This window comes from Nocardia sp. NPDC052112 (assembly GCF_040680135.1).
GTDB lineage: Bacteria > Actinomycetota > Actinomycetes > Mycobacteriales > Mycobacteriaceae > Nocardia.
In genome coordinates, this window is record NZ_JBFAWD010000037.1 from 41,616 (window position 1) to 66,101 (window position 24,486).

The following is a 24,486-nucleotide window of genomic DNA, read 5'->3' on the forward strand; positions in this document are numbered from 1 at the left end:
CGGCTGGGGTGAACACGAGTGCGGGGCCGGATGGGTTCTTCGAATCGCGAACGCCGACAAGGGTGTTGGGGAGGAAGGCGACTTCGACGCAGTCTCCGTTGGCACCGCTGCGAGTGCTCTTGAACCACGTCACGTCCGAGAGATTCGCCATTGGGCGCCCCCGAGATCAGTGGTCGAAGTCGCCTCGGGTTGTCGCGGCGGTGAAGGCCGACCATTCGGCTGGGGTGAACACGAGTGCGGGGCCGGATGGGTTCTTCGAATCGCGAACGCCGACAAGGGTGTTGGGGAGGAAGGCGACTTCGACGCAGTCTGAGCTGCCGCCGCTGTGGCTGCTCTTGAACCAGCCAGCACCGGTCAGATCAATGTTCACGCGTACTCCTTCGCCATTCGCATGAGTAGAGCACGGCTGTCGATGGGATCCATCGCACTTCGCCGGAGGCCCTCGTACGCCTGATGATATCGCTGAACGGTGGCTGGTTTCGCAAGATACAAGCCCCCTGTGAAATTCTCAGCGAAGACCACGGGCGGCTCGATCGCCTCCCGCTGCCTATCCGTGCCGAACTCCAGGATGACGAATGGACCGGTGGCGTCCCCCAGGGGGAATCCAGCGCTGAACGGGAGGATCTGCAACCGCACGTTGGAGCGGGTGCTCATGTCGGCGAGGTGTTTCAACTGGGTTGCCATTACTTTCGGTCCACCAACCACCCCTCGCAGAACCGGCTCCCGCAGCATGACGTCGAGTGTTGCCGGATGGTGCTTGCGGGTGATTCTTGTTTGACGACGCATCCGCAACTGCACCCGGCGCGCGTGCTCTTCTCCGCCGTCGTCCGGATAGACGGATCGAATGAGCACGCTCGCGTATGCCGGTGTCTGTAACAACCCCGGCACGAGTTCGGGCTGATAGGTCGTCAGCCGCTGCGCTGAAGCCTCCAGCCCGACGAAGAAGTCGAAGTTCGCTGGCATCACGTCGCCATATTCGAGCCACCAGCTCAGCTCATTGCCCTGTACCGCAAGCCCTTTCATCGCGGCAGTGTGGTCAGGATCGAACTCGTAGATCTTGCACAGCGCCTCGAGATCCACATCGCGCAGATGCGCCACCGTGCCCTTCTCGATCCGCTGTAACGTGCTGCCGCTGCGGTCGATCAGCCGGGCTGCCTGCTGGAGCGTGAGTCCGCAGCCCTCCCGTCCATCTCGCAGATACTTCCCCAGCTGCCGCCGTGCCAGTGTCGATCCGTCCTCCGACATGCCCGCCTCCCATCAGGTTTCACTGTTGGCATCAGCAGAGCACACCGCCATCTCATGCGGAGGGCACATCGCGAATCACCATGCGATCAGGGCATAACCCCAGGAAGGATTGCATCCAACAGGTCATTTGCAAACCAGATCACGATCGGCACGTACCTGTTCACTGGGACCGCTCAACCCGCCACAAGCCCGGCACCCACACACGGCTTGATCCGGGTGCCCGCGCCGATAGGGCAGGAGAGGTCCGAACCTGCAGGATCGAAATCAATCGAGACACTCTTTGCATCCCAAGGGAACCGATTCACCGTTTCATCCGTCCAGTACAGTGAGCGAACGGACAGCCAGGGAGGGGATAGCCGATGGAAGTGGGGCAATCGGCCGCAAATGCGCTGTATCAACAGGCCACTGGGGGAACATTTCGGATGGAGGCTGACGCCGCGCGGCGGTGCGCCGAGGTCTATACAAGATTCGTCGACACCACACTCGATCCAGAGATCAGGCGATCGACACGTTTGCACAAGCTCGAAGGATTCGGAGGATTCGAGTCCGCCAAGCAGCTTCAAGACGGATTTTCCGGCAAGGCAGTGCAGATGACGGATGCTCTCAACGGGATGAAAGAGGCGGCATTGAAGATGGCGGCGGCTTACCTGCGCGCCGGTCAGTTAGTGGAGGAAGCCGACGCCATGTACGCAAAGTCGATAACCACCGGTACTTCAGGAGTGCAGTCGTCATGACGGGAATCCGCAAGACCTTGCTGGCGCTACTGGCGGTAACCGTCACACCACTCGCTGCGAGCTGCTCATCCAACAGCGACACTGCACAAGAACCGGTTGACTCTGGTCGAACCACCACGTCGTCCATAGGCACACAATCGGCCCGGCCGACGCTTACCAACCCGAATCTCCAACCGCCCTCCCAGGACAACAAGTACACCACCAGCACGGGACGCCCCAAGGTCATCTTCGACCCATGCACATGGATCAGCGATGACACAGCTCGACGAGCTGGATTCGATCCCGCATCCCGGGCGCGCGGCGACGACCTCGTAGCCGAGTACAGCTTTCTCACCTGCGACTTCCTCTCAACTTTGCGAACCTTGCAATTGAACTCAGGAAACGCGACTTGGGAGGAAGACCTCGCGAAGGTCGGCTCGTACAGCGAGCCGATCACTGTAAACGGTCGCCAAGCCCTTCTAGTCCGTGATCCGCAAGTCAGTCGCAACTGCCAGATCGACTTGCGAACGAAGGTGGGGTTCGTCCAGGTCGACGTCTACCTCACCGACCGCGCCCCACAAAACCTCAACCCCTGCGACGGCATCACCGACATCGCCTCCACCATCGAACCGGAGATCGGCAAGGACAACTGACGATGACCGGCCTCGATATCAACGATGTTCCCTCGGCGCTCGGTGCATTCGATTCGAGCCGCAAGCCCGACACCACCCAGCCGAGCACGCTTGCGCGCGGTGAGCAGCAGGGCGCGGAGCGGTACGGGACGAAACTCGCCGCCGACGGCCAGGATCCGGCGTACATCGCTCGGATGGAGCAGTTCGAGGGCATCACCCACGAGGAGATCTACACCAACGCCCAGCTGATGAGTCCGGGCATCATGCATCACCAGGCCGATACCTGGATCAGCATCGCGACCGCGCTGAGCGGTGGACTGTTCGGCGCGAATCTCGCGATTCAGAAGGCATTGGCCTCGGGCATCGAGGGTGCCATGGCCGATGCGGCTCTTGCCGCGGCGCAGACGTTCTATCGGCAGGCGAGTGATGTCGAGCAGGTGATCAATGCCTGCGGGCACCGGATCAAGGGCGTGGCCTCAGCCGCCGAAGTGGTGAAAATGACGGTGCCGCCACCGTCCGCGGCGCAGGGGAGCAGGGGTTCGGCGACCTCGCTCGACCCCGCGCAGGTCATTATTTCCGCGGTCGGCGCGGGGCTGGCCGGGGCCGGTGACAGCGAGGAGGTCGCCTATCAGCGCGGTATCGAGGCGCTGCATCGCACGGCGATCGACACCATGAACAACAACTACAAACCGTCCTACGGTCCTGCCGGGTCCGGAGTTCCGACATTCGTGCCGGTGGCGTCGCCGGGTGGGGGCAACGAGGGCGTTGCCGGGCCGAGCGGCGGCAGCGGTGGTGGCAACGGCGGCACCTCCGGATCGGGGACCGGAAACACCGGCGGTAACAACGGCGAGTCGAACGGATCGGGGACACCGGGGACCGATCAGGGCGCGGTGAACCCCACGAGCCTCGACTCGAATTCCACTGCCGGACAACAGACACAGTCCCCGACCACGGCCGCGAGCACCACCGCCACCTCGCCCGCCGCGACAACCACCACCCAGATGACCCCGGGACAACACGGCACCTCTGGATCGGGCGGTACCTCCGGCCTCGGCAGCAGCGCCACGCCGAGTCCAGGACGCAGTGTCACCGGCGTGCCGATGGCCGGAAACTCCAGTGCGGCAACGGTTTCCGCAGGGGCAAGCAGCGCGGCCGGCACCGGCCGCAGCGGTATGTCGGGCATGTCGTCGCCAGGCGCGGCGCGGAAATCGGGGGAGGACGAGTCGAGCCGCAAGACTCCCGACTACCTGATCGGCCAGTACGAAGAACTGGTCGGCCCGGACGATCCCGCGGTTCCCACGGCGATCGGTTCCGACGCACCCTCGGCGCAACCGGCCCCGCCGAGCAGTGCGGACCGGCGCGGGTGAAGTTCGAGTTCACGCCCGATGAGTTCATGCACATCTGGCGCGAGACGCGGTCGGATCGCTACCCCTTTCCCCTGCGACTGATCGCCTCGGTGCGCTGGGAGGACGAATTCGACCGGCTCACCAACGAATTGGACCGCCGCCTGCCGCTGCACGGGAACCCGGATCTCTCGGCCGCGCTGCGCGTGGCGGCCGATCCGCGAATCGCGTTGACGCTCACCGGAGTTCGGCGACGCCCGATCCGCGCATTCGGCGCGATCGACGCCGACATCGGCGTCACCCTGGTGCAGCGTCCGGGTCCCACCCCCGAATTCGGCGGCAATGTCGTGCTCGAGGTCGGCTCCGCCGCGATCGTGCCCGCCGTGTTCACGGCGGTGCTCGGCGACGTGCCGGCCGGACGGCAACCGGCCGTGGCCGAGGATGTCCAACGCCTGGTCGACGATCTCGAGTCCTGGACCGGCCTCCAGGAGACGGCCTCGGACCGGATCTACCGCCTGCTGCGCGCCCCACGCGCCGGTTCCGGAACCGTGGAAACCCTACGCGGTCTGCGTGATTCGCATCCGGCCGCCCCCGAATACCTGAACTGGTTCGACATCGACGGTGACGGTCGCTACCACTACCGTCACCAACACAACGAATTCCACATCACCCCCTGCGACCAGCCCACGATCCGCCGCGAAATCACCCGCATGGCGCAGCCGATCCGCTAGAAGCACCGGCGGTCGCCCCCGTTCGACTGGCCAGATCGCTGGATGTCCAAAACCGGCCAGCCAGTCGACGGGGGAACCAGCCACGCGCTGTCAGGAGAGCCTGGCTCGCGCCCTCGACTCGAGCGAAGCGGCGGAAAAGTGCACCGGTGTCCGCTTTCGACTGCCGGGTAGTCGGATGCTCGACGAATTCGTACACCGCCGACCGTTGGCGCAGGCGAAAGTCGATGGAACCACACCAGCTTTCGGCGCGTCTAAGATCTCGAGACAACATTTCCGATCTGAGGACTTCGGTGTGGATTCATACGAGCAGGCTCAACTGAGTGCACGAACCAATGCGCTTCAAGGCGAGGTCGACGCCATGCTCGGCACCTACGAGCAGCAGTTGCGTGACATCGCGAACGCGCGAGACGTCCTGGCTACGGCAACCGCTGAGGGATGGTCGTCGAACAACCTTATTCGGGTGACGGCGAACTCGGCCGGGGTGCCGGTCGACGTGTGGGTCGACCCCGCCGCCTATAAGCGGATCGCTCCGGACAAGCTGGGCGCCTCCATCACCGAGGCCGCGCAGGCCGCGGCGCGGGCGGCGAAGGCGGAGATCGATGCGGTGCTGGCTCCGGTTACCGCGGCTGCCGCCGAATTCGCGGCCCCGGACGACTTTTTCACCGGTGTCCCGTTCGTCGGCCGCCCGATCGGGGACATCCTGCCACCACCTCCCGCGCCTGAGCAGGAGCCGCCGCGGCCCGAGCCGGATACGGACGAAGACGAAGGACCGCACTGGAAGGGCTGGGGGCAGAGCAAGAATGGCTGGTAGCGATAACTTCGGGATCGATCCGGAACAGGTCAAGGCGCAGGCGCCGAAGTTCGCTGAGCTTGCGAGCCAATTGACGACAGGTCTGGCCGCGCTGCGCAATGGGCTTGCCGAACATGGGGAAAGCTGGGGCAACGACGAATTCGGAAACCGGTTCGCGCAGAACTACGTGCATAAGGCCGATGAGGCATTGGAGGGGATCGAAGGCGCCGTACTCCTGTTCCAGTTCCTGGAGAAGGGAGTCGGGCTCACCGCCGACACATTCGAAGGGTTCGATCAGGAATTCAAGGACGCCCTGACCAAGGTCACGCGCAATCTCGATGGAAAGGGCTGACCGGCAGTGGGACTCGAGATACCCGACGAGCTGAAGCCGGTGGCCGCGCTGGTCGTGGCGAAATGGCCCGAGACCGATGAAACCGGCCTGCGTGCCCAGGCCGACCGTTGGGACGAAATGGCCGAATTGCTGGAGCAACTCAGCGAACTCGGCGACGATGTGGTCAAGGTGGTGCTGGCGCACACCGCGGGGGACACCCATGATGCGATCGATGCCTTCTGGAAGAAGGCGGGCGGTGCTGACGGAGCGCTACCGCAACTCGCCCAGTTCTGCCGGGAATTGGCCTTTGTGCTGCGAGTGATGGCCTTTCTCGTGCTCGGGGTAAAGCTCTACATCATCTCCATGCTCGTCTATTTGGCGGTCCAGTTGGCGATCGCCGCCGCGTTGGCGGTCGAGACGCTCGGCGCCAGCGTGGCCGAAGGGGCCGCGGTCCAAGTGGCGGTGCGGACGATGATCACGACCGCTTTGCGGGAGCTGATCCAGCAGATCGGGGTTCGCACGATAGTCCAGGGCGCACTCCTCGGGGCGGGTATCAAGGCCGGGACCGAGGTCGGGTTCCAGTCGCTCGAAATCAAACTCGGTATCCGAGATGGCTACGACGGATCGAGTATCGCGTCACAGGGGATCACCGGGGCGATCTCCGGTGCGGTCGCTGCCCCGGTGACCAAACTGCTGAACGACAAGGGCGTCAACCTCACGAACAGCGGCTCAGTGGGGAAGTCGGTTACCAACTACCTGATCGGCAAGAAGGTCGGCAGTACCGTCTCGGAACTTACCTGGGGTGATCAGGAGGGCATCACCGATCGGGTGAAAAAGGATGTGGGCGACTACGTCCGCAAGGAAATCGTCGAAGAACTGTCGGAAACGCCGAACACTCAGACCACCGGCCAGCCACAGAGCAGCCTCGATCTACCACCGCCCTGATCGGCTGACGCTGTTGACTGGAGCACCGCGGAAGACAGGCCCGTCACCTGCGGTGCGGCGGGAGTACCGTCGGTCCGGAGGCGGTGGGGGGCGGAAAGTTGTTCGGCGGGTGGGGGTTTGGCGGATAGTGAGATGGGGGCTGTTGGTTGCCGTTCGGATACGGGTGGTGGCCATAGGCAGAGTGAGCGCTGGGCGGGTTCTGCGATGCGGGAGCAAGACCGTGCCCGGAGCGCAATGCGTTGACGTCACGTCGGCGCACAGCTACCAGGTGCGGATCGGGGTCTACGGTACCGCCGAAACCGTCGGCCAGTGTGAGTGCGGTGATGAGGACCCGGATGAAGTACCAGACGATGAGGCGTCCAGTGGTTGGCCAGTTCCCGTCGTCGCCACGGATCAAGACCAGCCCGAGGACTACCTTGCCGAGGGTGGCGTGGGCGATGCGCTGGATCGCGACAGTGTGGATAAAGGACACCACCACGTAGGCGACGATCGCGAGCGCCACCCCGGCCAGCCCCGAAACCTTGACCAGCACGGTCGCAGCCAAGCCGATATGAAACGCGATGTCGATCATCGGCGCGAAGAAGACGCGCCATCCCCGCGGCGAAGGGTAACGGGGATCGTTCTTGTCGCCGTGGTAGCGCGGCCCGCGTGGCGGTGCCTCCAGATAGTCGTTGACCCGCTGCAACCCTCGACCGACAATCCCCATATCGACGATCTTGGCACATCCGATGCCGCACCCGAACCCGAAATCGCCCACCCGGTGCCGCCGTGCGCTGAGATGGGTTGCCGGGCACCCCGTCTCAGCACCGGGCACCCCGTGTGTCAGGTGCCCGGTCGAGAAACGGGGTGCCCGGACTCGCTCGCCGTCAGCGGTGGCGGTTGATGCGGCGGGCGCCGAGCAGGAGTGCCAGGGCGAGGATGACGCCGCCTACCAGCAGTAGGGTGCGGGTGCCCGTGTGGTTGTCGGGTTCATCGGGCTGTGTCTCGTGGTCGGTGTCCTTCGGTGGCGGGGAGGCAAGTCCCGCGGTGGCTTTCGTGGAGCCGGACTTGGTTTCGGGGAGCTTGCCGACGGTGGCGCCCTTCGGCATGGCGAAACCGTAGTCGAGCAGACGCGCGGCCTGTTCCCACGGACGCAGCGGCAGCACATCGGCTTTCAGCAGCGTCACGACGAGTCGGTGGCCGTCGCGTTGGGCGGCGGCGACGAAGGTCTGCCTGGCGTCGTCGGTGTAACCGGTCTTGCCGCCGAGCGCACCGTCGTAGTCGTAGAGCAGGTGGTTGTCGTTGGCGACGGGAAAGCCCGGATGGTCTTTGTCGTCAGGGTTTTTCGGATCCTTGGGGTAGCCGGGGAAGTCGATCTGTTCGGTGTGGATGAATTCGGCGAACAGCGGGATGGTCATCGCCTCGCGGAACAGCACCGTCAGGTCGTAGGCCGAGGTGCTCATGCCGGGGCCGTCCAGGCCGGACGGGCTGGCGGTTCGAGTATCCAAGGCGTTCAACGACTTCGCCAGTTCGTTCATTTTCTGTACGGCACCGGCGTCGCCGCCGAGCTGAGCCGCGATGGCGTGCGCGGCATCGTTGCCCGACGCCATGATCAGCGCCTGCATGAGCTGTCGGTTGGTGTAGCTGCCGCCCGGACCGATGCCGACGCGGGTGCCGTCGGCATTCGCGTCCTCCTGCGTCCCGATGACGGTCTTGTTCAGGTCGAGGCTGCGCAGCGCGACGGTCGCGAGCAGCACCTTGATCGTGCTGGCCGGTCGGTAGCGCCCGTGCGGGTCCTTGGCGGCGAGTACCTCACCGGTATCGAGATCCGTAACTTGCCAGGCTGTCGCGGAAATATCCTGCGGCACCGGCGGTGCGCCGCGCGGGATGACGACGCCGCATTCACCCAGACGTGAGCCGCCGACCGGCGGGGTCGGCACGGCGAGCGGGGTCGGCGTCGGCTGTCCGGGTTCGGGGACCTCGGATTCGTCGATCGGATTGGGCGGCTTCGTCTTCTGCGGGCAGTTGTCGGTATTCGGGGTGGTGAACGGTGTCGTCGTGCTGGCCGACGGCGTCGCCTGCGAAACGGTCGCGGCAGGGCCCCACGTCACGGCGGTAACGGCCAGTGCAGAACCGAGGCAGAGGGCGACGAGGAGGCGAAGGTCCCGGGTGCTCATCGGCTGCGAGCCTACTGACCGGTCCCGGGATGGGCCGACCAGAGACACGAATGCGGCGGGTATTGACAGGAACTACTAAATGAGAGCTACTATCAAAAAGTTGTAGCTGCCATTTTTGGAGGGGTTATGAAGACCGACTCGACTCGCCGCTGGCTGGCCTTGGGGGCGCTGGCCTTGGCAATGCTGACCATCGGCCTGGATATGACGGTGCTGACCGTCGCGCTGCCCACCCTCGCCGTCGACCTGAACGCGAATACCGGCGCGCTGCAGTGGTTCAGCACCGCCTACACACTGGCGCTCGCGGCCGTGATGCTGCCCGCGGGCGCGCTCGGCGACCGTTACGGCCGCAAAAAGCTGCTGCTCGGCGCGCTGGTGCTGTTCGGAGCGGCCTCGCTGGCCTGCGCCTTCGCCACCACCGCCGGCCAACTCATCGCGGCCCGCGTGGTACTCGGCATCGCGGCAGCGGTCATGATCCCGCTGTCGATGGCGGTGCTGCCGGTGCTGTTCCCGGATTCGGCGCAGCGGGCCAAGGCCATGAACATCTGGGTCACCTCGACCGCACTGGGGCTGCCGCTCGGTCCGATCCTCGGCGGCTGGCTGATCGATAACTTCTGGTGGGGTTCGGTATTCCTGATCAATGTCCCGATGGTGGTGCTCGGCGTGCTGGCCATCGCGGTCCTGGTGCCGGAGTCGCGGAACCCGGATCAGCGGCCGATGGATCTGCCGGGCATCGCGCTGTCGATTCTCGGCATGGTCGGCGTCACTTATGGATTCATTCGGCTCGGTGATAAGGGTTGGGGCAATGGGCTCGGTTGGGGTGCGCTGCTCGGCGGCGCCGCGATCGTCGCGGTATTCATCGCGTGGCAGCGGCGGGCGAGCTTCCCGCTGGTCGATCTGGGCCTGTTCGGCAGCCCCGGCTTCCGCTGGGGCGCGACGTTCACCGTGATCATCACGTTCGGCTTGTTCGGCCTGTTCTTCACCGTGCCGCAGTACTTCCAGGCGGTCCTGGGCGCGGATGCGCTCGGCAGCGGTGTACGCCTGCTGCCGTTGATCGGCGGACTGCTGATCGGATCGCGGCTGGGTGATCGGTTGCAGCCGAGACTGGGACCGGCGCTCATGGTGGCGCTCGGCCTGACGGTGCTGGCAGTCGGCATGGGTTTGGGCGGACTGACCGAACTCGGGACCTCGTACTGGTTCGTGGCTGTATGGGTCGGGTTGACCGGCGCGGGCATGGGCCTCGGGCTGCCGGCCGGCATGGCAGTCGCGTTGGACAATCTCGAGGTGGCCCGTGCGGGCGTCGGCTCGGCACTGGTGCAGGCGCTGCGTCAGGCGGCGGGCACCATCGCGGTGGCGGTGCTCGGCACCGTCCTGGCTACCGTGTACCGCGGCGATCTCGGCGCATTGAATGTCGATCCGATTCGCGACAGCGTGAATGCCGGTGTGGCAGTTGCGAAGTCGACCGGCAATGCGACCATGCTGGAGCAGGTGCAGTCGGCGTTCGTCGGTGGGATGAGCGCGATGCTGTGGGTGTGTGCGGCCATCTGTGCGGTGGCGGTGCCGCTCGCCCTGCGGGTGCTGCCCCGGCGGTCCACGGCCGCACCGCAAAACCAGGAGCCGATACCGGACGCATTGGCGGCGGTCGATGGGCCACAATCGACACATGTCGGTTGAACTGCCCGCGGACGGGACCGTCGTGCAGGGCCTGCGCGAGCGGAAGAAGGAACGGACCCGCCGGACGATTCGCGAAGAAGCGTTCCGGCTGTTCCGTGAGCAGGGCTATGCCGAGACCACCATCGAGCAGATCGCCGCGGCGGCCGAGGTATCGTCCAGTACCTTCTTCCGCTACTTTCCGACCAAGGAACAGTTGGTGCTCGCCGACGATCTCGATCCGCTGATGATCGATGCGATACGGGCCCAGCCGCATGACATCCCGCCGTTGACCGCATTCCGCAATGCGATCGCGGCGGTGTTCGCGAATCTGCCCGCCGCCGAGCTGGCATTCGAGCAGGAGCGTCAGGCGCTGGTCTACCACGTGCCCGAGCTGCGCGCGGCCATCGGAATGGAAATGCAACGTGGCATCGATCTGATGGCGGGTTTGCTCGCCGAGCATATGGGTCGGGATGCGGACGATTTCGAGATACGGGTGACTTCCGGTGCCATGGCGGGCATCGCGCTGGGCATCGCACCGCTCTCGCCGCTGAATGCCGAGAACCTCAATCGCGCACTGGATTTCCTGGAGGCCGGGTTACCGCTCGGCAAGCAGTAGCGCTGCCGAGCGGTCGAAAGTCCTAGGCGGACTTGATAACCGGGCATCCGTGCGCCAATGGACCGAGCAACTTGTTGTTGTCGTAGAAATGCTCGAGTTCGAGAATGCGCAGGTCGTCGCTGACCCTGGCGACAGTCATGCCGAACATCTCGATCAATGCGCCCGTGGGCTGGTGGCCCTTGTATCGGCCGTCGTAGCGGCCCCAGTGCCGCCAGCGGAAGGTGACCGCGGGCGGTCCGGCCAGCACCTCGAGCACCTCCCAGAAGAAGCCGTTCGGGAAGGCGGTGTGGAAGGTCTCGTGCGAGGACTCGAAGGTCTCCCGCTCGACCTCGTAGTACGGGTTGTCGCCGATCAGGATGTTGTAGCTGCCGATCCGCGCGAATTCCTCGGCGTCCTGCCACGGTCCGCCGTTGACCCGGCCCCGGTAGTGCTCGGCCACCAGGGAAACCCAGGTCGCCGGATCCTTCTTGTGCGAGACCTCCATTTCGAAGACCCGCACCAGATCCTCGACGACGGCCTCGAGCGAGCCCGCCGCGTGGTCGGTGGTGCGCTCGCGCGGCACGGTTTCCTTGGTCAGGTGGTAGTCGGGTGCGCCGTTGCGCCAATCCTGCGTCGGTGTCGCGGCGACCACCGCGTCTCGGCCCTGTAGCCACAGCGGCGTCTCGGCTGTGGAATCCGTTGTATCAACTGTCATCTCGGCTCTCGCCCCTTCGAAGAGATCGGACGCGAGGCAGGCTAACAGTCGGTCGGTCTGTTGTCGCGGCAGTGCATGATTCGCCGAACTCCGATGTCTACCAGCAACATTCGAGTTTTAAACGATGATGTGTCACATTGCGTTCGCGCGCACCGCGCGATGCGGCGAATCGTCGTCCATGGTGGCGAAGAAGCCGCCGATCACATCCTCGATCTCCGAGATCGACTGTGCGCAATAGAGAATCGGTTGATAGTGCGTGATGTCGTAGACAGCGGTACCCATCGCCGCCACGTCCAGCGGTCGCAGCTCGGCGTGCTGAAATTCCTCGATCTCGCCGTAGGAGGACAGTAATCCGGCTCCATAGCAACGGATTTCGCCCTTCTCCCGAACCACGCCGAACTCCATGGAGAACCAGAAGACGTCGGCGAGGAACTTCAGTGCCTTCTCGGTGGTCAGCCGGGCGACGGCCGTGCCGACCGCCTCGTAGATGGCGGCGAAGCGCGGGCTGGCGATCTGATTGGCGTGCCCGATGATCTCGTGGATGGCATCGGGTTCCGGGGTGTACAGCGGGTACGAGTGATGCCGGATGTACTGGGTGGAGTGGAAGGTCCGGTCGGCGAAGGAGCCGAAGAACTCGCGCAGCGGCACCAGGCCCGCGGCGGGCACGTACCGGAATCCGGTCAGCGGGGTCAATGCCGCGGAGACTTCGTCGAGCTGCGGAATGCGATCGCTCGGCAAATCCAGCCGGGCCGCGGCCGCGAGCACCTCGGTGGCGGCGTACTTCTGGTGTTTGCGGGCCAGTTCCGCCGATACGATGCGCCACACTTGTTGTTCGTCATCGGTGTAGTCGATGTGCAGCAGGGGTTTACCCGGTGCGTAATCCAGCGCGAGCGCGGCGATCGCATTGCGGCGAGCGCGGTAATCCGGATCGTGCACGCCGGGGTGCTCGTCGCTCAGGTGCACCATGACATCGCCATCGCCGGATCGGGTCACCGGCGAGTACAGCTGAGCTTCGGTGAACATATCTCGATGCAAGCACCGCTGGGCCGTTGCGACAACAAAAGCCCGCCCAGGTGGACAAACTGCCTAGCTGGACGGACTTGTTCGCCTGATTACCGGCAGCGGACCGGCTCCGACGGGGGCGAGCTGATCAATGGTGACCGTGCAAGTCGTGCACCACCGCATGGCCCTTGCCGCGGCCGATCATCCACTTGTTCACCGGCGTGGTCAGCACGAATGCGACCACCAGGGAGAAGGCGAGTGTCGCCCAGAACATGACGGTATCCAGGTGCGCGTCCATGGCGCCGGGCACGGCGAGGATGACGGCATTGTCGACGATCTCCATGACCGTGATCGAGACCGTATCCGCGGCCAGTGCGGTGGTGACCGCGGCGGCCAGCGGCAGACCCGCCTGCAGCACGCCGCGCATGGTCAGCGCGTAACCGAAGAAGAACGCGAGCACGATCGCCAAGACCATGGTCGCGGTGTTGCTCCAGCCGAACGCGGTGCCGATCACCATGCCGAGGACTTCACCGATCGCGCAGCCGGTGAGGCAGTGCAGAGTGGCCTGGGCGGCCATCCGCCAGGTCGCCGGAGGGCGATGCTCGGTGTTTGCGTGCCGAGTATGCCCGGCGGCTGCCGCATGCGCGGAATGTCCTGTGTGCCCGGCGTGTACGTGGTGATCGACGGGCGTTCCGTGCTCGTGCTCCATGCAAGGAACTATACCCCCGTAGGGTAGTGAGTCAACTGCGAATTCCGGCGTTGTGGGCTATTTGCCGGACATGAGCGGGCCGGATAAAGCAATATGGCGAATGTACGAAGGAGGGCGCATGAAATCCGTGCGGATCGATCTCGACCAGAAACTGCTTGCCGCCGCGGCCGCCATCATGGGCACGTCGACGAGCAACGCCACCATCAACGAGGCGCTGCGCCGAATCGTGGTGCACGAGCGGCAACTTCACCATCTGGAACGGTTGGCCGCAGATGTGCTGTCTACCCTGCCCGCACCCGAAATCGCGGTTGCCGACGGCTGAACATTCGTTTCGGTACTGGAACCCGGTCGACTTCGGTGCCGTCCGGGGCCGCGACCACCGGCATGCTGGCTGGTTCGGTCCCACCGAGCTGGAATCGGCGAGGGGCAGCGCGAGGAAGCCAACGGGCGTCCCATCATTGGGTAGGCCGATGTCCCTGTGACAATAGGATTTCTTCGTGAGCGCTATCTACCGGACCTGGGACTGGCCCCGCGACTCGGCGCGACTGGCCGATCGGCTGGCGGCCGAGCTGCCGTCGGAATTGAGGTTGGATTTCACCGGCTCGTCGCTGGAACGGCTCGAGGCCGAGCTGCTGCGGCGGTTCTCCGATCCTGCTCAGCTGACCGCGGCCGAAGCACGGCCTTTCTACGAAAGTGTGTGTGCGTACTTCGGCGAGGTGATGGTCCGCTATGGGGGATCGTGGGGGTGGTCTACGCAGTGGGACGACACCGATCCGCCGGTGGTGATGCCGGACGAAGACTTCGATCTCGAACCTCTGTCGACGTGGGAGGTCGTGATCCGAGCGGTTCGGGACCGCAGCGGCAAGGAGTTCATCACCGTCTGGGAACTGTGGGATGACGCCGAAATAGACCAGATAGACCGGGCGATCGAAGAGGCCGAGGACGCCGAGTGGGATCGGGAGATCGAAGAGTGGGAAGCCGAGGAGGAGAAGGACTCACGCTGAAGTGCGAGAACCGGATCAGCCATCGTTTGCATGCCTACGACCTGACCGCGGCATCAACGGTGCGGCTTGGTTGCCATCGCATCCGCACTGGTGTCGACCGCATCCGACCTGTCGGTGGGGGCTGGCATGATGCGGAGATCGCACCGCGTTCGAGGGGGATTGATGTCGGTACCCATCACCAAACTGCCATCCGGTCAACGACCACGGGAGCGGCTGCTCACGCTCGGTCCGCATGCCCTCAGCGACAGCGAGTTGCTCGCCGTGCTACTGCGTCAGGGGCGACGCGGTGAAAGCGCACTGGATATGGCCGCCGAACTGATCGTCGAGCACGGCGGCGTCGCCGGTTTGGCGGCCGCGCGGCCGGAGGAATTATCGCGGCGCGCGGGTGTCGGGGCGGCCAAGGCCGCGGCCATCATCGCCGCCTTCCATCTCGGTACCAGGGCCCGCAACAGTCCGGAAACCGCCCCGCGTCTGGACGGCGCCGCCGATATCGTCCGGGTGGCGCTGCCGCTGTTTGCGGGCGCCCGCGTGGAGCGGTTGCTGGTGCTGGTTTGTGATGCGCAGAATCGCTTGCGGCACAAGGTATTCGTTGCCGAGGGGGCGATCGATCAGGTCGCCGTCCCGGTTCGCGAAATCCTGAATGCCGTGCTGCGCCACGACGGCCGTGCTTTCGCGGTGGTGCACAATCATCCCTCCGGCGATCCGGTCCCCAGCTTCGACGACCGTCGCGCGACCACACTGCTCATCGAATCCGCCCGCACCGTCGGCCTGCGCTTTCTGGACCATGTGGTGATCGCGGGGGACGGGTGGGACAGCGCCGCGCCGCTGTACCGGTCCGGTGCCTGATGCGGTCAGCGGGGCAACGCCGGAATGCGTTGCAGCAGTGCGGGTGTCGGCTCGTCGATACTCGCCGCGAAGTCGTCGTTTCTGGTGACCCACCGCACCACGAACGGGCATACCGGTACGATCCGGCGGCCGCTCGCCACGGTGTCCGCCAACGCGTCGTGGATCAGAATGCTGCCCAGGCCCCGGCCGCCGAACGCCGGATCGACCTCGGTCGCATAGAAGACGCGGTGTGCGCCGTCATCGAAATACAACTCTTCGCCGACGGTCGTGCCATCGAGTCGGATCTCGTACGCATTGCGTTCGGGAACGCCGACGACCTCCACTTTCGGTTCGCTCATGCCTACCTCGCCAACGCGAGATTCCGGCACGAGCGAATGCTCGGCCGTGTTAACTGTTCGCTCGCTCATGTCCCGTGGAACGCATCTGTACCGCCGTTTATTGCGCACCGCTCGGGACGACGAAGGCCGCCTGCATCTTTCGATACAAGCGGCCTTCGGGTGCCTTGGGTCAGCGGGCGAAAAGCAGTGCGCGCTTGACTTCCTGGATGGCCTTGGTGACCTCGATGCCGCGGGGGCAGGCGTCGGTGCAGTTGAAGGTGGTGCGGCAGCGCCAGACACCTTCGACGTCGTTGAGGATGTCGAGGCGTTCGCGGGCGCCTTCGTCGCGGCTGTCGAAGATGAAGCGGTGTGCGTTCACGATCGCGGCCGGGCCGAAATAGCTGCCGTCGCTCCAGTACACCGGGCAGGAGGTGGTGCAGCAGGCGCACAGGATGCACTTGGTGGTGTCGTCGAACCGGGCGCGGTCGGCCTGGCTCTGGATGCGTTCGCGGGTGGGCTCGTTACCCGAGGTGATCAGGTAGGGCTTCACGGCACGGAACGCGTCGAAGAACGGCTCCATGTTCACCACGAGATCCTTTTCCACGGGCAGGCCGCGGATGGGCTCGACGGTGATGGTGAGGGACTTACCGCCCTTGGGCAGCATGTCCTTCATCAGCACCTTGCAGGCCAGCCGGTTCACACCGTTGATCCGCATGGCATCCGAACCACAGACGCCGTGCGCGCAGGAGCGCCGGAAGGTGAGCGTGCCGTCCAGGTAGGACTTGATGTAGATGAGCACGTTCAGGAAACGGTCGGTCGGGAGCACCGGCACCTGGAAGGTCTCCCAGTGCGCGCCCTTGTCGTCCTCCGGGTTGAACCGGGCGATCTTGACATCGACCATGACCGAGCCCTCGGGAACCGGTGCGGCCTTCTGCGGGGGTGTTTCGAGTACGGCAGTCATCAGTACTTACGCTCCATCGGCTCGTAGCGGGTCTGCACCACCGGCTTGAAGTCGAGGCGGATATCGGAGATGAGTTCCGCACCCTCCTTGTAGGCCATCGTGTGCCGCATGAAGTTCACGTCGTCGCGGTCCGGGTAGTCCTCGCGGGCGTGGCCGCCGCGCGATTCCTTGCGGTTGAGCGCGCCGACCACGGTGACCTCGGCCAGCTCCAGCAGGAAGCCGAGCTCGACGGCCTCGAGCAGGTCGCTGTTGTAGCGCTTGCCCTTGTCCTGCACCGTGATTCGGGTGTAACGGTCCTTGAGCGCGTGGATATCGGTGAGCGCCTGCTTGAGGGTGTCCTCGGTGCGGAACACCGCGGCGTTCATATCCATCGTGTACTGCAGTTCGGTGCGGATATCCGCGACGCGCTCGTTGCCGTGCTCCGACAGCAGCATGGCCAGCCAGTCCTGCACCATGTGCGCCGGGTTCTCCGGCATGTCCACGAACTCACTGCGCTGGGCGTACTCCGCGGCGGCGATGCCGGAGCGGCGGCCGAAGACATTGATATCGAGCAGCGAGTTGGTGCCGAGACGGTTGGAGCCGTGCACCGAGACGCACGCGCATTCACCCGCGGCGTACAGGCCGGGCACCACATCGGTGTTGTTGCGCAGCACCTCGCCGCGGATCCGGGTCGGGATACCACCCATCACGTAGTGACAGGTCGGCATGACCGGCACCAGTTCCTTCACCGGGTCCACACCCAGGTAGGTGCGCGCGAATTCGGTGATATCGGGCAGCTTCTCCTCGAGCACGTCCTCGCCGAGGTGGGTCACGTCGATGTAGACGTAATCCTTGTTCGGTCCGGCGCCGCGGCCCTCGAGCACCTCGAGCACCATCGAGCGGGCGACGATGTCACGCGGCGCGAGGTCCTTGATGGTGGGGGCGTAGCGCTCCATGAAGCGCTCGCCGCTGGCATTGCGCAGGATGCCGCCCTCACCGCGGACGGCCTCCGAGATCAGAATGCCGAGACCGGCCAGACCTGTCGGGTGGAACTGGTGGAACTCCATGTCCTCCAGTGGCAGACCCTTGCGGAACACGATCGCCATACCGTCACCGGTCAGCGTGTGCGCGTTCGAGGTGGTCTTGTACATCCGGCCGGAACCGCCGGTCGCGAAGATGATCGACTTCGCGTGGAAGACGTGCAGTTCGCCGGTGGCCAGCTCGTAGGCGACCACGCCGGTCGCCACCGGACCGCGGTCGGTCTCGGACATGACCAGGTCGAGCACGTAGAACTCGTTGAAGAACTCGACGTCGTGCTTGACGCAGTTCTGGTACAGCGTCTGCAGGATCATGTGGCCGGTGCGGTCGGCGGCGTAGCACGCGCGGCGGACCGGGGCCTTACCGTGATCGCGGGTGTGACCGCCGAAGCGCCGCTGGTCGATCTTGCCCTCGGGCGTCCGGTTGAACGGCAGACCCATCTTCTCCAGGTCCATCACCGCATCGATGGCCTCCTTGGCCATGATCTCCGCGGCATCCTGGTCGACCAGGTAGTCACCACCCTTGACGGTGTCGAAGGTGTGCCATTCCCAGTTGTCCTCTTCGACATTGGCCAGTGCGGCGCACATGCCGCCCTGGGCCGCGCCGGTGTGGCTGCGGGTCGGGTAGAGCTTGGTCAGGACGGCGGTGCGGGCCCGGGGACCGGCCTCGATAGCCGCGCGCATACCGGCGCCACCGGCACCGACGATCACGACGTCGTAGCGGTGCTCCTGAATCCGGGATTCACTCATGCCCCCACCTCGCTGCGCTCGGCTCCGGCATGTGTGAAACACGCTGTGTCGATGATTCGTTCGCTGCGCTCACTCATCGGAGTTCGCCTGTTCCTAACTGATGTTGGGGTCGAAGGTGAAGATGACGTAGGTGCCGGCGCCCACGACCAGGATCATCGAGATGGCCAGCAAAGTGTTCAGCCAGAACCGGGTCGAGTCCTTGCGCGAGTAGTCCGCGATCACGGTGCGCAGGCCGTTGCCGCCGTGCAGCTGGGCCAGCCAGAGCATGGTCAGATCCCAGAACTGCCAGAACGGGCTGGACCAGCGGCCCGCGACGAAGGCGAAGTTCAGGCGCTTCACGCCGCCGTCGAGCAGCAGCATGATCGTCATGTGGCCGAGGACCAGCACGATCAGCAGCAGGCCGGAGAAGCGCATGAACAGCCATGCGTACTTCTCGAAGTTGTTGTTGGAACGGGCACGCGGCGAGCGGGGCAGATCCAGGCTCGCGGGCCGGTCGTACGACTTACCGAGAACAGGTGCGCTCATGCCTGCACCTCGCTGACGCTCGGCTCCGGCATGACCGCACCGGCGGCTGTGTTCATGATTCGTTCGCTCCGCTCACTCATGTGCCTGCACCTCGCTGACGCTCGGCTCCGGCATGACCGCACCGGCGGCTGTGTTCATGATTCGTTCGCTTCGCTCACTCATGGGATCAGTGCTCCGTGAACAGGTAGAAGAACTGGCGACCGACGGCCGGAACCACCAGCAGGAACCAGAGGGCGAGAATCACCCAGAGCATCGTCTTCTGGTACTTCGGGCCCTTGCTCCAGAAGTCGACCAGGATCACGCGGACGCCGTTGAGCGCATGGAACAGCACGCAGACGACAAGACCCATCTCCAACAGCGCGACGATGGGGTTCTTGTAGGTCTCGATGACGTGGTCGTAGGTATCGGGGCTGACCCGAACCAGTGCGGTGTCCAGGACGTGCACGAAGAGGAAGAAGAAGATGGTGACACCGGTGATCCGGTGCAGCGCCCACGACCACATTCCGGGGTCGCCTCGGTACAGCGTCTTCCGCTTCGGCTGTGCCGGAGCTTCTATCGTGGTCATAGAGTGCGGTGCCTCCAACGTCGTTGATGGACCCGGTTGCAAGTCCGACGCAGGCGACGTGGATATAAATGCCCAGGTGGCTGCGCTTTGCTGCTCCATCTAGCTAGCGCGGGGCCCGCCGCCGGGAACCTGAACCGATCTGATCTGGACTCTAATCCCCTCGCAATCGCGGAACTAATTCGGCGTACCGTGCGTTGCGCTACAGTCGAGCGAGTTAGGTTTACCTTTCTTGATGTGTAAAGGGTTCCGCTGCGGCCCTCGCGCGGGCAAGTGAGACTCGGCTCAGGTGGGGTTGCCGATGTCGGACTTCGGCTGAAAAATTTTGCGCGGCAACACAATTCAAGTTATGTGTAATGTCTGTGCGTCGCGCTCGCGGTTTCCGGTCGGCGTCGGGGCTCTCAGTTCGGCGGGTCGAATTGTGAGCGGCGGCAATGTGGAAAATGTCTCATTCGACGGGCGAGAAGCTACTGATCAGTAACAGAAAACTATCGCAGATTTCGGTCGGCCACAGCTGAATTTCGCTACGAGGTCGATCGGCGTCGCTCCAGCAGCCGCGCCATGAGTTCGCGGTCCGCGCGCCGCCCCGCGCCGGTGACGGCGATCAGGATCGTGCGTTCGGCGTTCCCCGCGTTGGGTGAACCAGCAGCCATCTGCGACCAGTGGTAACGCACCTGAGCCTCGATGAACGCGCGGTCACTGCCCGCATCGCAGAGCAGCACCGCGCGATTGATCGGAAAGCGGTCGATCACCCGCTGCAGTTCGAACTGTGTTCCGGTGTTGGCCGGGACATAACCCGACAGGTCGACCGCCACCAGGTCGACCCTGGCCAAGAGCAGGTCGACCGCGCTTTTCCAGAAACTCCCGTGGCACAGCAGTGCCCGGACGGGGTAGCTCCCGGCTGGATCGTCCACGCGCTCGGGCGTATTGGTGATCCCGGTCAGCCGGTGCTTACCCGGCGGCAGCGGATCGGATCCGAATCCGGCGACTGCGGTACGGAAGGTGCGTGGCGATGCCGCGAACATGGTGCGTATCGCGTTGTCGGCCCGCGCTCGGGCAATCTCCGCCGGGCTGACCGAACCCGAGCTACGCAGAATGTAGACATAGCCGAATTCGCGCCACGCTCCATGCAGGAAATTGCGGACCCTGGCCTGGTTCTCGAACAGTCGCAGATAGGCGATCTCCAGCGGCGGCCATTTGAACACGTTGCGCGCCGCCGACACCACGGTCAACCGATAGTCGACCGACTTCGGATTCACGAACTGCACTCGTAACGGGGGAATCTCGGACGCGCGAAAGTACTGGGGGTCGGGACCGAGATGACTGAGCGCCGCGGCGTATGCCGGGTCACCCGACCACTTCTCGGCGGTATGCGCCGCATACCAGCGTCGCCAGCGTGGTGTCGCGACCGCGATGATGATGAGCGACAACACCACGAGTGCCGCGATCGTCGGCACCACGGCTTCCGGGGCATCGCGTAGCGTGCCATCGGGGTCCTCGACCTGTACGCCGAACACCAGCACCGCAATGATCAGCCCGATCGGAATCGCGATCCACCGCACCCGCCGGACGGCCACCTGGCGGTGCCCCCGGATCGCGCGCAATTCGTTCAGATGCGCCTCGAGCGGCGGCACCAGCAGGGCGGCGCGGTCGGGATGGCGGTCGACGTTGCGGCGCACCTGATGCGCGCTGTACCAGGCATGCCAGTTCCGTGCCCCTTCGAAGCCGCGCTCCCATAACCCGAATCCGCACAGCACCGCTGGAAACAGCACGAACTGACGCCATGTCGACAAGGGGACCTGCGGCACACCGTTGTGCAGAGGATCCGGCGCGAAGAAGATCAGTCCGATGATCGCCGCGGCCCACGGCAGCGCAAGTGCGGTATTGACCAGCCCCGACCGCAGCGCCTCGGATTCGGCTGTGCGCACACGTTGTCGGAGATCCGCTGCGGTCATGCCGACATCCCCCGATCACATCAGCACGGCAACGGCACAGGTGATCGCGTAGGTGAGCGCGAAGATCACCGGCACCCACTGCTCGAGGTGGGTGAGCGGCCGGTAGAGACGTCGATCTCGGCCCTGACCGAGTGCGGTCCACTCCGCACGCCAGTACGGCGAGGCGGGCAGCCGCTCCTCCAGCGCGCCGACCACCTGATATTTGGCCGCATTGAGCTGACGGTAGGACCGCAGCAGGTAGTACCAGGCCCCGCACTGCACGACCAGCGCCACCGTCGGGAACACCAGCGTCCACATCGCGCGGCTCGGATGGAGTTGCAGTACGACGCCGATGATCGTGAAGGCGCTGGTGTTGAGGGTGAGGAAGAAGCTGTTGGTCAGGCTGCGACGGGCGCTGACCCGATCGGCCATCTCGACATACAGTTTGTACTGTTCGAGCACCGCGTCCTGGTATCGGCCCGCATAGCTGTCCGGCGTGACGTGGGAGTTCCACAGGCCGTCACTGATCGGGGTGGGCACCGATGTCACCTTCCGAAGGGGCTGAAGGGAATTCGATGATATCCGAAAACTGTTGCTGCGCACCGGGATCTGGTCATTTCCACGATCGAATCCGGGGCGAGCTGGCCGATAGACGAGTGGGGCGGGACAATCCGACGAGCTGAGGTGGGTCGAGTCGCCCGGCCCATTCCGATCACGGAAGGCAGCGAACACGTGGATATCGACTGGAAACTATTACGGGCCAGCGCATATGAGGTAATGCAGCGGGCATACGCGCCGTACTCGCGATTCCCGGTCGGGGCCGCCGGGTTGGTCGACGGCCGGGTGGTTGTCGGGTGCAATGTGGAAAATGTCTCCTATGGATTAGGCCTGTGTGCCGAATGCGTACTGATCGGGAACCTATTCGCGGGCGGTGGTGGCCGGTTGCGCGCGCTCTCGGTCACCGATTCCCGCGGCGAAATCCTGATGCCGTGCGGCCGTTGCCGTCAGCTGCTCTATGAACATGGCGGACCCGATCTCCTGGTGGATCACATGGCCGGACCCGTTCCGCTGCGAACCCTGTTGCCCGATGCCTTCGGTCCCGACGATCTGGACGCCGGGCAGACATAGGGGCGACCGAATGCCGCCCTCAGCACTCTTCTTCGTTGGATGCGTCTATTTCGGCTTCCGTCGGCATCGCGACGTCGGTGAGCTGAATCGGCGGCAGCCCCATCCGCGCCATCATGAGCGCGATGCCCGCTCCGATGGTGCTCGTCTGAACCGCGAGCCGACGTGTGAAGATCTTCAGCCCCCGAACACCTCTGGACAGACCGTAGAGCGCGTCGCCATGGCTGGTCTCGATCACGTCGACTCGCGTCTCCAGATCTTCGAGATTTCGTCGGCTGGGACGCCGAGGTGCTCGAGGATGCGGCAGGAGCTTCGTTTCCGCAGGATTTCGATCGCCGTGACCCGTCGCGTCAGCCGCGACTGGGACTCGCCGAAGCCCTCCTCGACATCGTGGATACGGGCCTCGAGATCCGTCACGCGGCGGTCCATATGTGTGTACGTCATTGCTCCCCCAACGTCGACTCGATGATGCGCAGAGGCTATCGGAGGCCACCGACAAGTTCCAAGGGCCGAGCGTGTCCCGTGCCAGACTTGCCGGTGTGACGGCAGTGGACGCGGTTTCGATCATTACGACCAAGCGCGACGGCGGGGAACTGTCGGATGCGCAGATCGATTGGGTGGTGGATGGATTCACCAAGGGGGCGGTGGCCGACGAGCAGATGTCGGCATTGGCGATGGCCATCGTCTGGCGCGGGATGACGCGGCGGGAAACCGCGCGTTGGACGAATGCGATGATCGCGTCGGGGCGGCGGATGGATTTCACCGATCTGCCGCGCCCGACCGTGGACAAGCATTCGACCGGCGGGGTAGGTGACAAGATCACGTTGCCGCTGGCGCCGTTGGTCGCCGCGTGCGGTGCGGCGGTGCCGCAGCTGTCGGGGCGCGGGCTGGGGCATACCGGCGGGACGCTCGACAAGCTCGAGTCGATCCCGGGGTGGCGGGCCGATGTGCCGGTGGCGCGGATGCGGGAGATATTGGCCGATCCCGGCGTCGGTGCGGTGGTATGTGCGGCCGGTGCTGATCTCGCGCCCGCCGATAAGCGGCTCTACGCGCTGCGCGATGTCACCGGGACCGTCGAATCCATACCACTGATCGCCAGCTCGATCATGAGCAAGAAGATCGCCGAAGGGACCGCCGCGCTCGTTCTCGATGTGAAGGTCGGTTCCGGCGCCTTCCTGAAAAACCTGGACGGGGCGCGCGAATTGGCCACGGCCATGGTCGAACTCGGCACCGACGCCGGGGTGCGGACGGTGGCATTGCTGACCGCGATGGACACTCCGCTCGGGCGCACCGCGGGCAATGCACTCGAGGTCGCCGAATCCGTGGAGGTACTCGCGGGCGGTGGCCCCGCCGATGTGGTCGAGCTGACGCTCACCCTGGCCCGCGAGATGGTCGCACAGGCCGGACTCGATATCGACCCGGCCGACGTGCTCGCCGATGGTCGTGCGATGGACCATTGGCGCGCCATGGTTGCCGCCCAAGGCGGCGATCCGGACGCGCCCCTGCCGCGCGCGAAGCACACCGAGACCGTGCGGGCCGCACGAGACGGCGTGCTCACCGGCCTCGACGCGCTGGCCGTCGGCATCGCCGTCTGGCGGCTCGGCGCGGGCCGAGCCCGCCAGGGCGACCCCGTCCAATTCGGCGCGGGCATCGAAATGCACGCCAAGCCAGGCGATTCGGTAGCCGCGGCCCAACCCCTGCTAACCCTGCACACCGACACCCCGGAAGCCTTCCCCGCCGCCCTGGCCGCCCTCGAAAACTCCTTCACCATCGAAACCTCACCCCGACCGCGACCCCCCTTGGTCCTGCACCGCATCACCATCTGACACCCCAGCCCCCGCCACGGTCCCCGAGTCCACCTGCCCGCGTTCTCGTCGGAACGCACGAAC

General features: G+C 64.9%; 31 protein-coding genes. 14 read left to right on the top strand and 17 right to left on the bottom strand.

Annotation, left to right across the window (positions count from 1 at the left end):
• From AB0L58_RS39460 to AB0L58_RS39470, 3 genes are all read right to left on the bottom strand, one after another.
• On the bottom strand, positions 1 to 151 hold a 151-nt coding region (locus AB0L58_RS39460), incomplete at its 3' end, for a DUF397 domain-containing protein (protein ID WP_364395844.1).
• A 15-nt stretch (positions 152 to 166) separates the two neighbouring features.
• On the bottom strand, positions 167 to 370 hold the full coding sequence (locus tag AB0L58_RS39465; RefSeq protein ID WP_364395764.1) for a DUF397 domain-containing protein: 204 nt from the start codon (positions 368 to 370) through the stop codon (positions 167 to 169).
• A complete protein-coding gene (locus AB0L58_RS39470; RefSeq protein ID WP_364395766.1) occupies positions 367 to 1,245 on the bottom strand; it encodes a helix-turn-helix transcriptional regulator in 879 nt (292 codons plus the stop codon). Before AB0L58_RS39470 ends, AB0L58_RS39465 begins: the two co-directional genes overlap by 4 nt.
• A 359-nt stretch (positions 1,246 to 1,604) precedes the next feature.
• Here AB0L58_RS39470 and AB0L58_RS39475 point away from each other — a divergent pair, with 359 nt between their 5' ends.
• The 7 genes from AB0L58_RS39475 (at position 1,605) to AB0L58_RS39505 (ending at position 6,730) form a co-directional block, all read left to right on the top strand.
• Positions 1,605 to 1,979, top strand: a complete 375-nt coding sequence (locus AB0L58_RS39475) for a hypothetical protein (protein WP_357478535.1) — start codon at positions 1,605 to 1,607, stop codon at positions 1,977 to 1,979.
• Entirely contained in the window at positions 1,976 to 2,611 is a 636-nt protein-coding gene (locus tag AB0L58_RS39480) for a DUF3558 domain-containing protein (protein ID WP_364395769.1), read from the top strand. The genes AB0L58_RS39475 and AB0L58_RS39480 overlap by 4 nt, the downstream gene beginning before the upstream one ends.
• Positions 2,612 to 2,613: 2 nt before the next feature.
• Entirely contained in the window at positions 2,614 to 3,957 is a 1,344-nt protein-coding gene (locus AB0L58_RS39485; RefSeq protein WP_364395771.1) for a hypothetical protein, read from the top strand.
• Entirely contained in the window at positions 3,954 to 4,664 is a 711-nt protein-coding gene (locus tag AB0L58_RS39490) for an ESX secretion-associated protein EspG (RefSeq protein ID WP_364395773.1), read from the top strand. The genes AB0L58_RS39485 and AB0L58_RS39490 overlap by 4 nt, the downstream gene beginning before the upstream one ends.
• Before the next feature lie 292 nt (positions 4,665 to 4,956).
• Positions 4,957 to 5,475: a YbaB/EbfC family nucleoid-associated protein gene (locus AB0L58_RS39495; RefSeq protein WP_364395775.1), complete on the top strand. Its 519-nt coding sequence runs from the start codon at positions 4,957 to 4,959 to the stop codon at positions 5,473 to 5,475.
• Positions 5,465 to 5,806, top strand: a complete 342-nt coding sequence (locus AB0L58_RS39500; RefSeq protein WP_364395777.1) for a hypothetical protein — start codon at positions 5,465 to 5,467, stop codon at positions 5,804 to 5,806. The genes AB0L58_RS39495 and AB0L58_RS39500 overlap by 11 nt, the downstream gene beginning before the upstream one ends.
• Before the next feature lie 6 nt (positions 5,807 to 5,812).
• Complete coding sequence (locus tag AB0L58_RS39505; protein ID WP_364395779.1) at positions 5,813 to 6,730, top strand: hypothetical protein; 918 nt, start codon at positions 5,813 to 5,815, stop codon at positions 6,728 to 6,730.
• Positions 6,731 to 6,773: 43 nt separating this feature from the next.
• Here AB0L58_RS39505 and AB0L58_RS39510 read toward each other — a convergent pair whose 3' ends face one another.
• Both AB0L58_RS39510 and AB0L58_RS39515 read right to left on the bottom strand, forming a co-directional pair.
• Positions 6,774 to 7,436, bottom strand: a complete 663-nt coding sequence (locus tag AB0L58_RS39510; protein WP_364395781.1) for a hypothetical protein — start codon at positions 7,434 to 7,436, stop codon at positions 6,774 to 6,776.
• A 160-nt stretch (positions 7,437 to 7,596) separates the two neighbouring features.
• Positions 7,597 to 8,886: a D-alanyl-D-alanine carboxypeptidase family protein gene (locus AB0L58_RS39515; protein ID WP_364395783.1), complete on the bottom strand. Its 1,290-nt coding sequence runs from the start codon at positions 8,884 to 8,886 to the stop codon at positions 7,597 to 7,599.
• Between the two features lie 126 nt (positions 8,887 to 9,012).
• Here AB0L58_RS39515 and AB0L58_RS39520 point away from each other — a divergent pair, with 126 nt between their 5' ends.
• Both AB0L58_RS39520 and AB0L58_RS39525 read left to right on the top strand, forming a co-directional pair.
• A complete protein-coding gene (locus AB0L58_RS39520) occupies positions 9,013 to 10,557 on the top strand; it encodes an MFS transporter (protein WP_364395785.1) in 1,545 nt (514 codons plus the stop codon).
• On the top strand, positions 10,547 to 11,152 hold the full coding sequence (locus AB0L58_RS39525; RefSeq protein ID WP_364395787.1) for a TetR family transcriptional regulator: 606 nt from the start codon (positions 10,547 to 10,549) through the stop codon (positions 11,150 to 11,152). Before AB0L58_RS39520 ends, AB0L58_RS39525 begins: the two co-directional genes overlap by 11 nt.
• A 22-nt stretch (positions 11,153 to 11,174) precedes the next feature.
• Here the strand turns inward: AB0L58_RS39525 and AB0L58_RS39530 are convergent, their stop codons facing one another.
• From AB0L58_RS39530 to AB0L58_RS39540, 3 genes are all read right to left on the bottom strand, one after another.
• On the bottom strand, positions 11,175 to 11,846 hold the full coding sequence (locus tag AB0L58_RS39530; protein ID WP_364395789.1) for an ester cyclase: 672 nt from the start codon (positions 11,844 to 11,846) through the stop codon (positions 11,175 to 11,177).
• Between the two features lie 132 nt (positions 11,847 to 11,978).
• Complete coding sequence (locus AB0L58_RS39535; RefSeq protein ID WP_364395791.1) at positions 11,979 to 12,869, bottom strand: phenylalanine 4-monooxygenase; 891 nt, start codon at positions 12,867 to 12,869, stop codon at positions 11,979 to 11,981.
• Between the two features lie 127 nt (positions 12,870 to 12,996).
• Positions 12,997 to 13,557 carry a DUF4396 domain-containing protein gene (locus AB0L58_RS39540; RefSeq protein ID WP_364395793.1) on the bottom strand — a complete coding sequence of 187 codons (561 nt, stop codon included), beginning with the start codon at positions 13,555 to 13,557 and terminating at the stop codon, positions 12,997 to 12,999.
• Positions 13,558 to 13,675: 118 nt separating this feature from the next.
• On the opposite strand from AB0L58_RS39540, the gene AB0L58_RS39545 reads away from it, so the two are divergent.
• The 3 genes from AB0L58_RS39545 (at position 13,676) to radC (ending at position 15,407) form a co-directional block, all read left to right on the top strand.
• Positions 13,676 to 13,879 (top strand): type II toxin-antitoxin system VapB family antitoxin, encoded by a 204-nt coding sequence (locus tag AB0L58_RS39545; RefSeq protein ID WP_364395795.1) that lies wholly within the window; start codon positions 13,676 to 13,678, stop codon positions 13,877 to 13,879.
• Between the two features lie 175 nt (positions 13,880 to 14,054).
• A complete protein-coding gene (locus AB0L58_RS39550) occupies positions 14,055 to 14,561 on the top strand; it encodes a hypothetical protein (protein WP_364395797.1) in 507 nt (168 codons plus the stop codon).
• 162 nt (positions 14,562 to 14,723) lie between these two features.
• Entirely contained in the window at positions 14,724 to 15,407 is a 684-nt protein-coding gene (gene radC / locus AB0L58_RS39555; RefSeq protein WP_364395799.1) for a DNA repair protein RadC, read from the top strand.
• A gap of 5 nt (positions 15,408 to 15,412) precedes the next feature.
• Here the strand turns inward: radC and AB0L58_RS39560 are convergent, their stop codons facing one another.
• The 7 genes from AB0L58_RS39560 to AB0L58_RS39590 form a co-directional block, all read right to left on the bottom strand.
• On the bottom strand, positions 15,413 to 15,745 hold the full coding sequence (locus tag AB0L58_RS39560) for a GNAT family N-acetyltransferase (protein WP_364395801.1): 333 nt from the start codon (positions 15,743 to 15,745) through the stop codon (positions 15,413 to 15,415).
• Positions 15,746 to 15,914: 169 nt separating this feature from the next.
• A complete protein-coding gene (locus AB0L58_RS39565; RefSeq protein ID WP_364395803.1) occupies positions 15,915 to 16,685 on the bottom strand; it encodes a succinate dehydrogenase iron-sulfur subunit in 771 nt (256 codons plus the stop codon).
• Entirely contained in the window at positions 16,685 to 18,451 is a 1,767-nt protein-coding gene (sdhA, locus tag AB0L58_RS39570; protein ID WP_364395805.1) for a succinate dehydrogenase flavoprotein subunit, read from the bottom strand. The genes AB0L58_RS39565 and sdhA overlap by 1 nt, the downstream gene beginning before the upstream one ends.
• A 93-nt stretch (positions 18,452 to 18,544) precedes the next feature.
• Positions 18,545 to 18,976, bottom strand: a complete 432-nt coding sequence (locus tag AB0L58_RS39575; protein WP_364395807.1) for a succinate dehydrogenase hydrophobic membrane anchor subunit — start codon at positions 18,974 to 18,976, stop codon at positions 18,545 to 18,547.
• A gap of 166 nt (positions 18,977 to 19,142) precedes the next feature.
• A complete protein-coding gene (gene sdhC, locus AB0L58_RS39580) occupies positions 19,143 to 19,541 on the bottom strand; it encodes a succinate dehydrogenase, cytochrome b556 subunit (protein WP_364395809.1) in 399 nt (132 codons plus the stop codon).
• A 521-nt stretch (positions 19,542 to 20,062) separates the two neighbouring features.
• The gene (locus AB0L58_RS39585) at positions 20,063 to 21,493 is read right to left on the bottom strand and encodes a hypothetical protein (protein WP_364395811.1); all 1,431 of its coding nucleotides are present in this window, start codon (positions 21,491 to 21,493) and stop codon (positions 20,063 to 20,065) included.
• A gap of 15 nt (positions 21,494 to 21,508) precedes the next feature.
• On the bottom strand, positions 21,509 to 22,012 hold the full coding sequence (locus AB0L58_RS39590; RefSeq protein WP_364395813.1) for a hypothetical protein: 504 nt from the start codon (positions 22,010 to 22,012) through the stop codon (positions 21,509 to 21,511).
• A 144-nt stretch (positions 22,013 to 22,156) separates the two neighbouring features.
• Between AB0L58_RS39590 and AB0L58_RS39595 the strand changes: the two genes are divergently transcribed.
• Complete coding sequence (locus tag AB0L58_RS39595) at positions 22,157 to 22,600, top strand: cytidine deaminase (protein ID WP_364395815.1); 444 nt, start codon at positions 22,157 to 22,159, stop codon at positions 22,598 to 22,600.
• Positions 22,601 to 22,619: 19 nt separating this feature from the next.
• Here the strand turns inward: AB0L58_RS39595 and AB0L58_RS39600 are convergent, their stop codons facing one another.
• Both AB0L58_RS39600 and AB0L58_RS39605 read right to left on the bottom strand, forming a co-directional pair.
• Complete coding sequence (locus AB0L58_RS39600; protein WP_364395817.1) at positions 22,620 to 22,835, bottom strand: hypothetical protein; 216 nt, start codon at positions 22,833 to 22,835, stop codon at positions 22,620 to 22,622.
• Positions 22,832 to 23,041, bottom strand: a complete 210-nt coding sequence (locus AB0L58_RS39605) for a hypothetical protein (RefSeq protein ID WP_364395819.1) — start codon at positions 23,039 to 23,041, stop codon at positions 22,832 to 22,834. The genes AB0L58_RS39600 and AB0L58_RS39605 overlap by 4 nt, the downstream gene beginning before the upstream one ends.
• A 95-nt stretch (positions 23,042 to 23,136) precedes the next feature.
• Between AB0L58_RS39605 and AB0L58_RS39610 the strand changes: the two genes are divergently transcribed.
• The gene (locus AB0L58_RS39610) at positions 23,137 to 24,423 is read left to right on the top strand and encodes a thymidine phosphorylase (RefSeq protein ID WP_364395821.1); all 1,287 of its coding nucleotides are present in this window, start codon (positions 23,137 to 23,139) and stop codon (positions 24,421 to 24,423) included.
• The last annotated feature ends 63 nt before the right edge of the window (positions 24,424 to 24,486 follow it).

Coding starts and splice junctions, on each gene's coding strand:
- AB0L58_RS39535 (WP_364395791.1), bottom strand. CDS start 12,869: ATGTTCACCGAAGCTCAGCTGTACTCGCCGGTGACCCGATCCGGCGAT.
- AB0L58_RS39510 (WP_364395781.1), bottom strand. CDS start 7,436: ATGGGGATTGTCGGTCGAGGGTTGCAGCGGGTCAACGACTATCTGGAG.
- AB0L58_RS39475 (WP_357478535.1), top strand. CDS start 1,605: ATGGAAGTGGGGCAATCGGCCGCAAATGCGCTGTATCAACAGGCCACT.
- AB0L58_RS39560 (WP_364395801.1), bottom strand. CDS start 15,745: ATGAGCGAACCGAAAGTGGAGGTCGTCGGCGTTCCCGAACGCAATGCG.
- AB0L58_RS39545 (WP_364395795.1), top strand. CDS start 13,676: ATGAAATCCGTGCGGATCGATCTCGACCAGAAACTGCTTGCCGCCGCG.
- sdhA (WP_364395805.1), bottom strand. CDS start 18,451: ATGAGTGAATCCCGGATTCAGGAGCACCGCTACGACGTCGTGATCGTC.
- AB0L58_RS39525 (WP_364395787.1), top strand. CDS start 10,547: ATGTCGGTTGAACTGCCCGCGGACGGGACCGTCGTGCAGGGCCTGCGC.
- AB0L58_RS39585 (WP_364395811.1), bottom strand. CDS start 21,493: ATGACCGCAGCGGATCTCCGACAACGTGTGCGCACAGCCGAATCCGAG.
- AB0L58_RS39470 (WP_364395766.1), bottom strand. CDS start 1,245: ATGTCGGAGGACGGATCGACACTGGCACGGCGGCAGCTGGGGAAGTAT.
- AB0L58_RS39480 (WP_364395769.1), top strand. CDS start 1,976: ATGACGGGAATCCGCAAGACCTTGCTGGCGCTACTGGCGGTAACCGTC.
- radC (WP_364395799.1), top strand. CDS start 14,724: ATGTCGGTACCCATCACCAAACTGCCATCCGGTCAACGACCACGGGAG.
- AB0L58_RS39515 (WP_364395783.1), bottom strand. CDS start 8,886: ATGAGCACCCGGGACCTTCGCCTCCTCGTCGCCCTCTGCCTCGGTTCT.
- AB0L58_RS39485 (WP_364395771.1), top strand. CDS start 2,614: ATGACCGGCCTCGATATCAACGATGTTCCCTCGGCGCTCGGTGCATTC.
- AB0L58_RS39605 (WP_364395819.1), bottom strand. CDS start 23,041: ATGACGTACACACATATGGACCGCCGCGTGACGGATCTCGAGGCCCGT.
- AB0L58_RS39575 (WP_364395807.1), bottom strand. CDS start 18,976: ATGAGCGCACCTGTTCTCGGTAAGTCGTACGACCGGCCCGCGAGCCTG.
- AB0L58_RS39540 (WP_364395793.1), bottom strand. CDS start 13,557: ATGGAGCACGAGCACGGAACGCCCGTCGATCACCACGTACACGCCGGG.
- AB0L58_RS39500 (WP_364395777.1), top strand. CDS start 5,465: ATGGCTGGTAGCGATAACTTCGGGATCGATCCGGAACAGGTCAAGGCG.
- AB0L58_RS39530 (WP_364395789.1), bottom strand. CDS start 11,846: ATGACAGTTGATACAACGGATTCCACAGCCGAGACGCCGCTGTGGCTA.
- AB0L58_RS39520 (WP_364395785.1), top strand. CDS start 9,013: ATGAAGACCGACTCGACTCGCCGCTGGCTGGCCTTGGGGGCGCTGGCC.
- sdhC (WP_364395809.1), bottom strand. CDS start 19,541: ATGACCACGATAGAAGCTCCGGCACAGCCGAAGCGGAAGACGCTGTAC.
- AB0L58_RS39565 (WP_364395803.1), bottom strand. CDS start 16,685: ATGACTGCCGTACTCGAAACACCCCCGCAGAAGGCCGCACCGGTTCCC.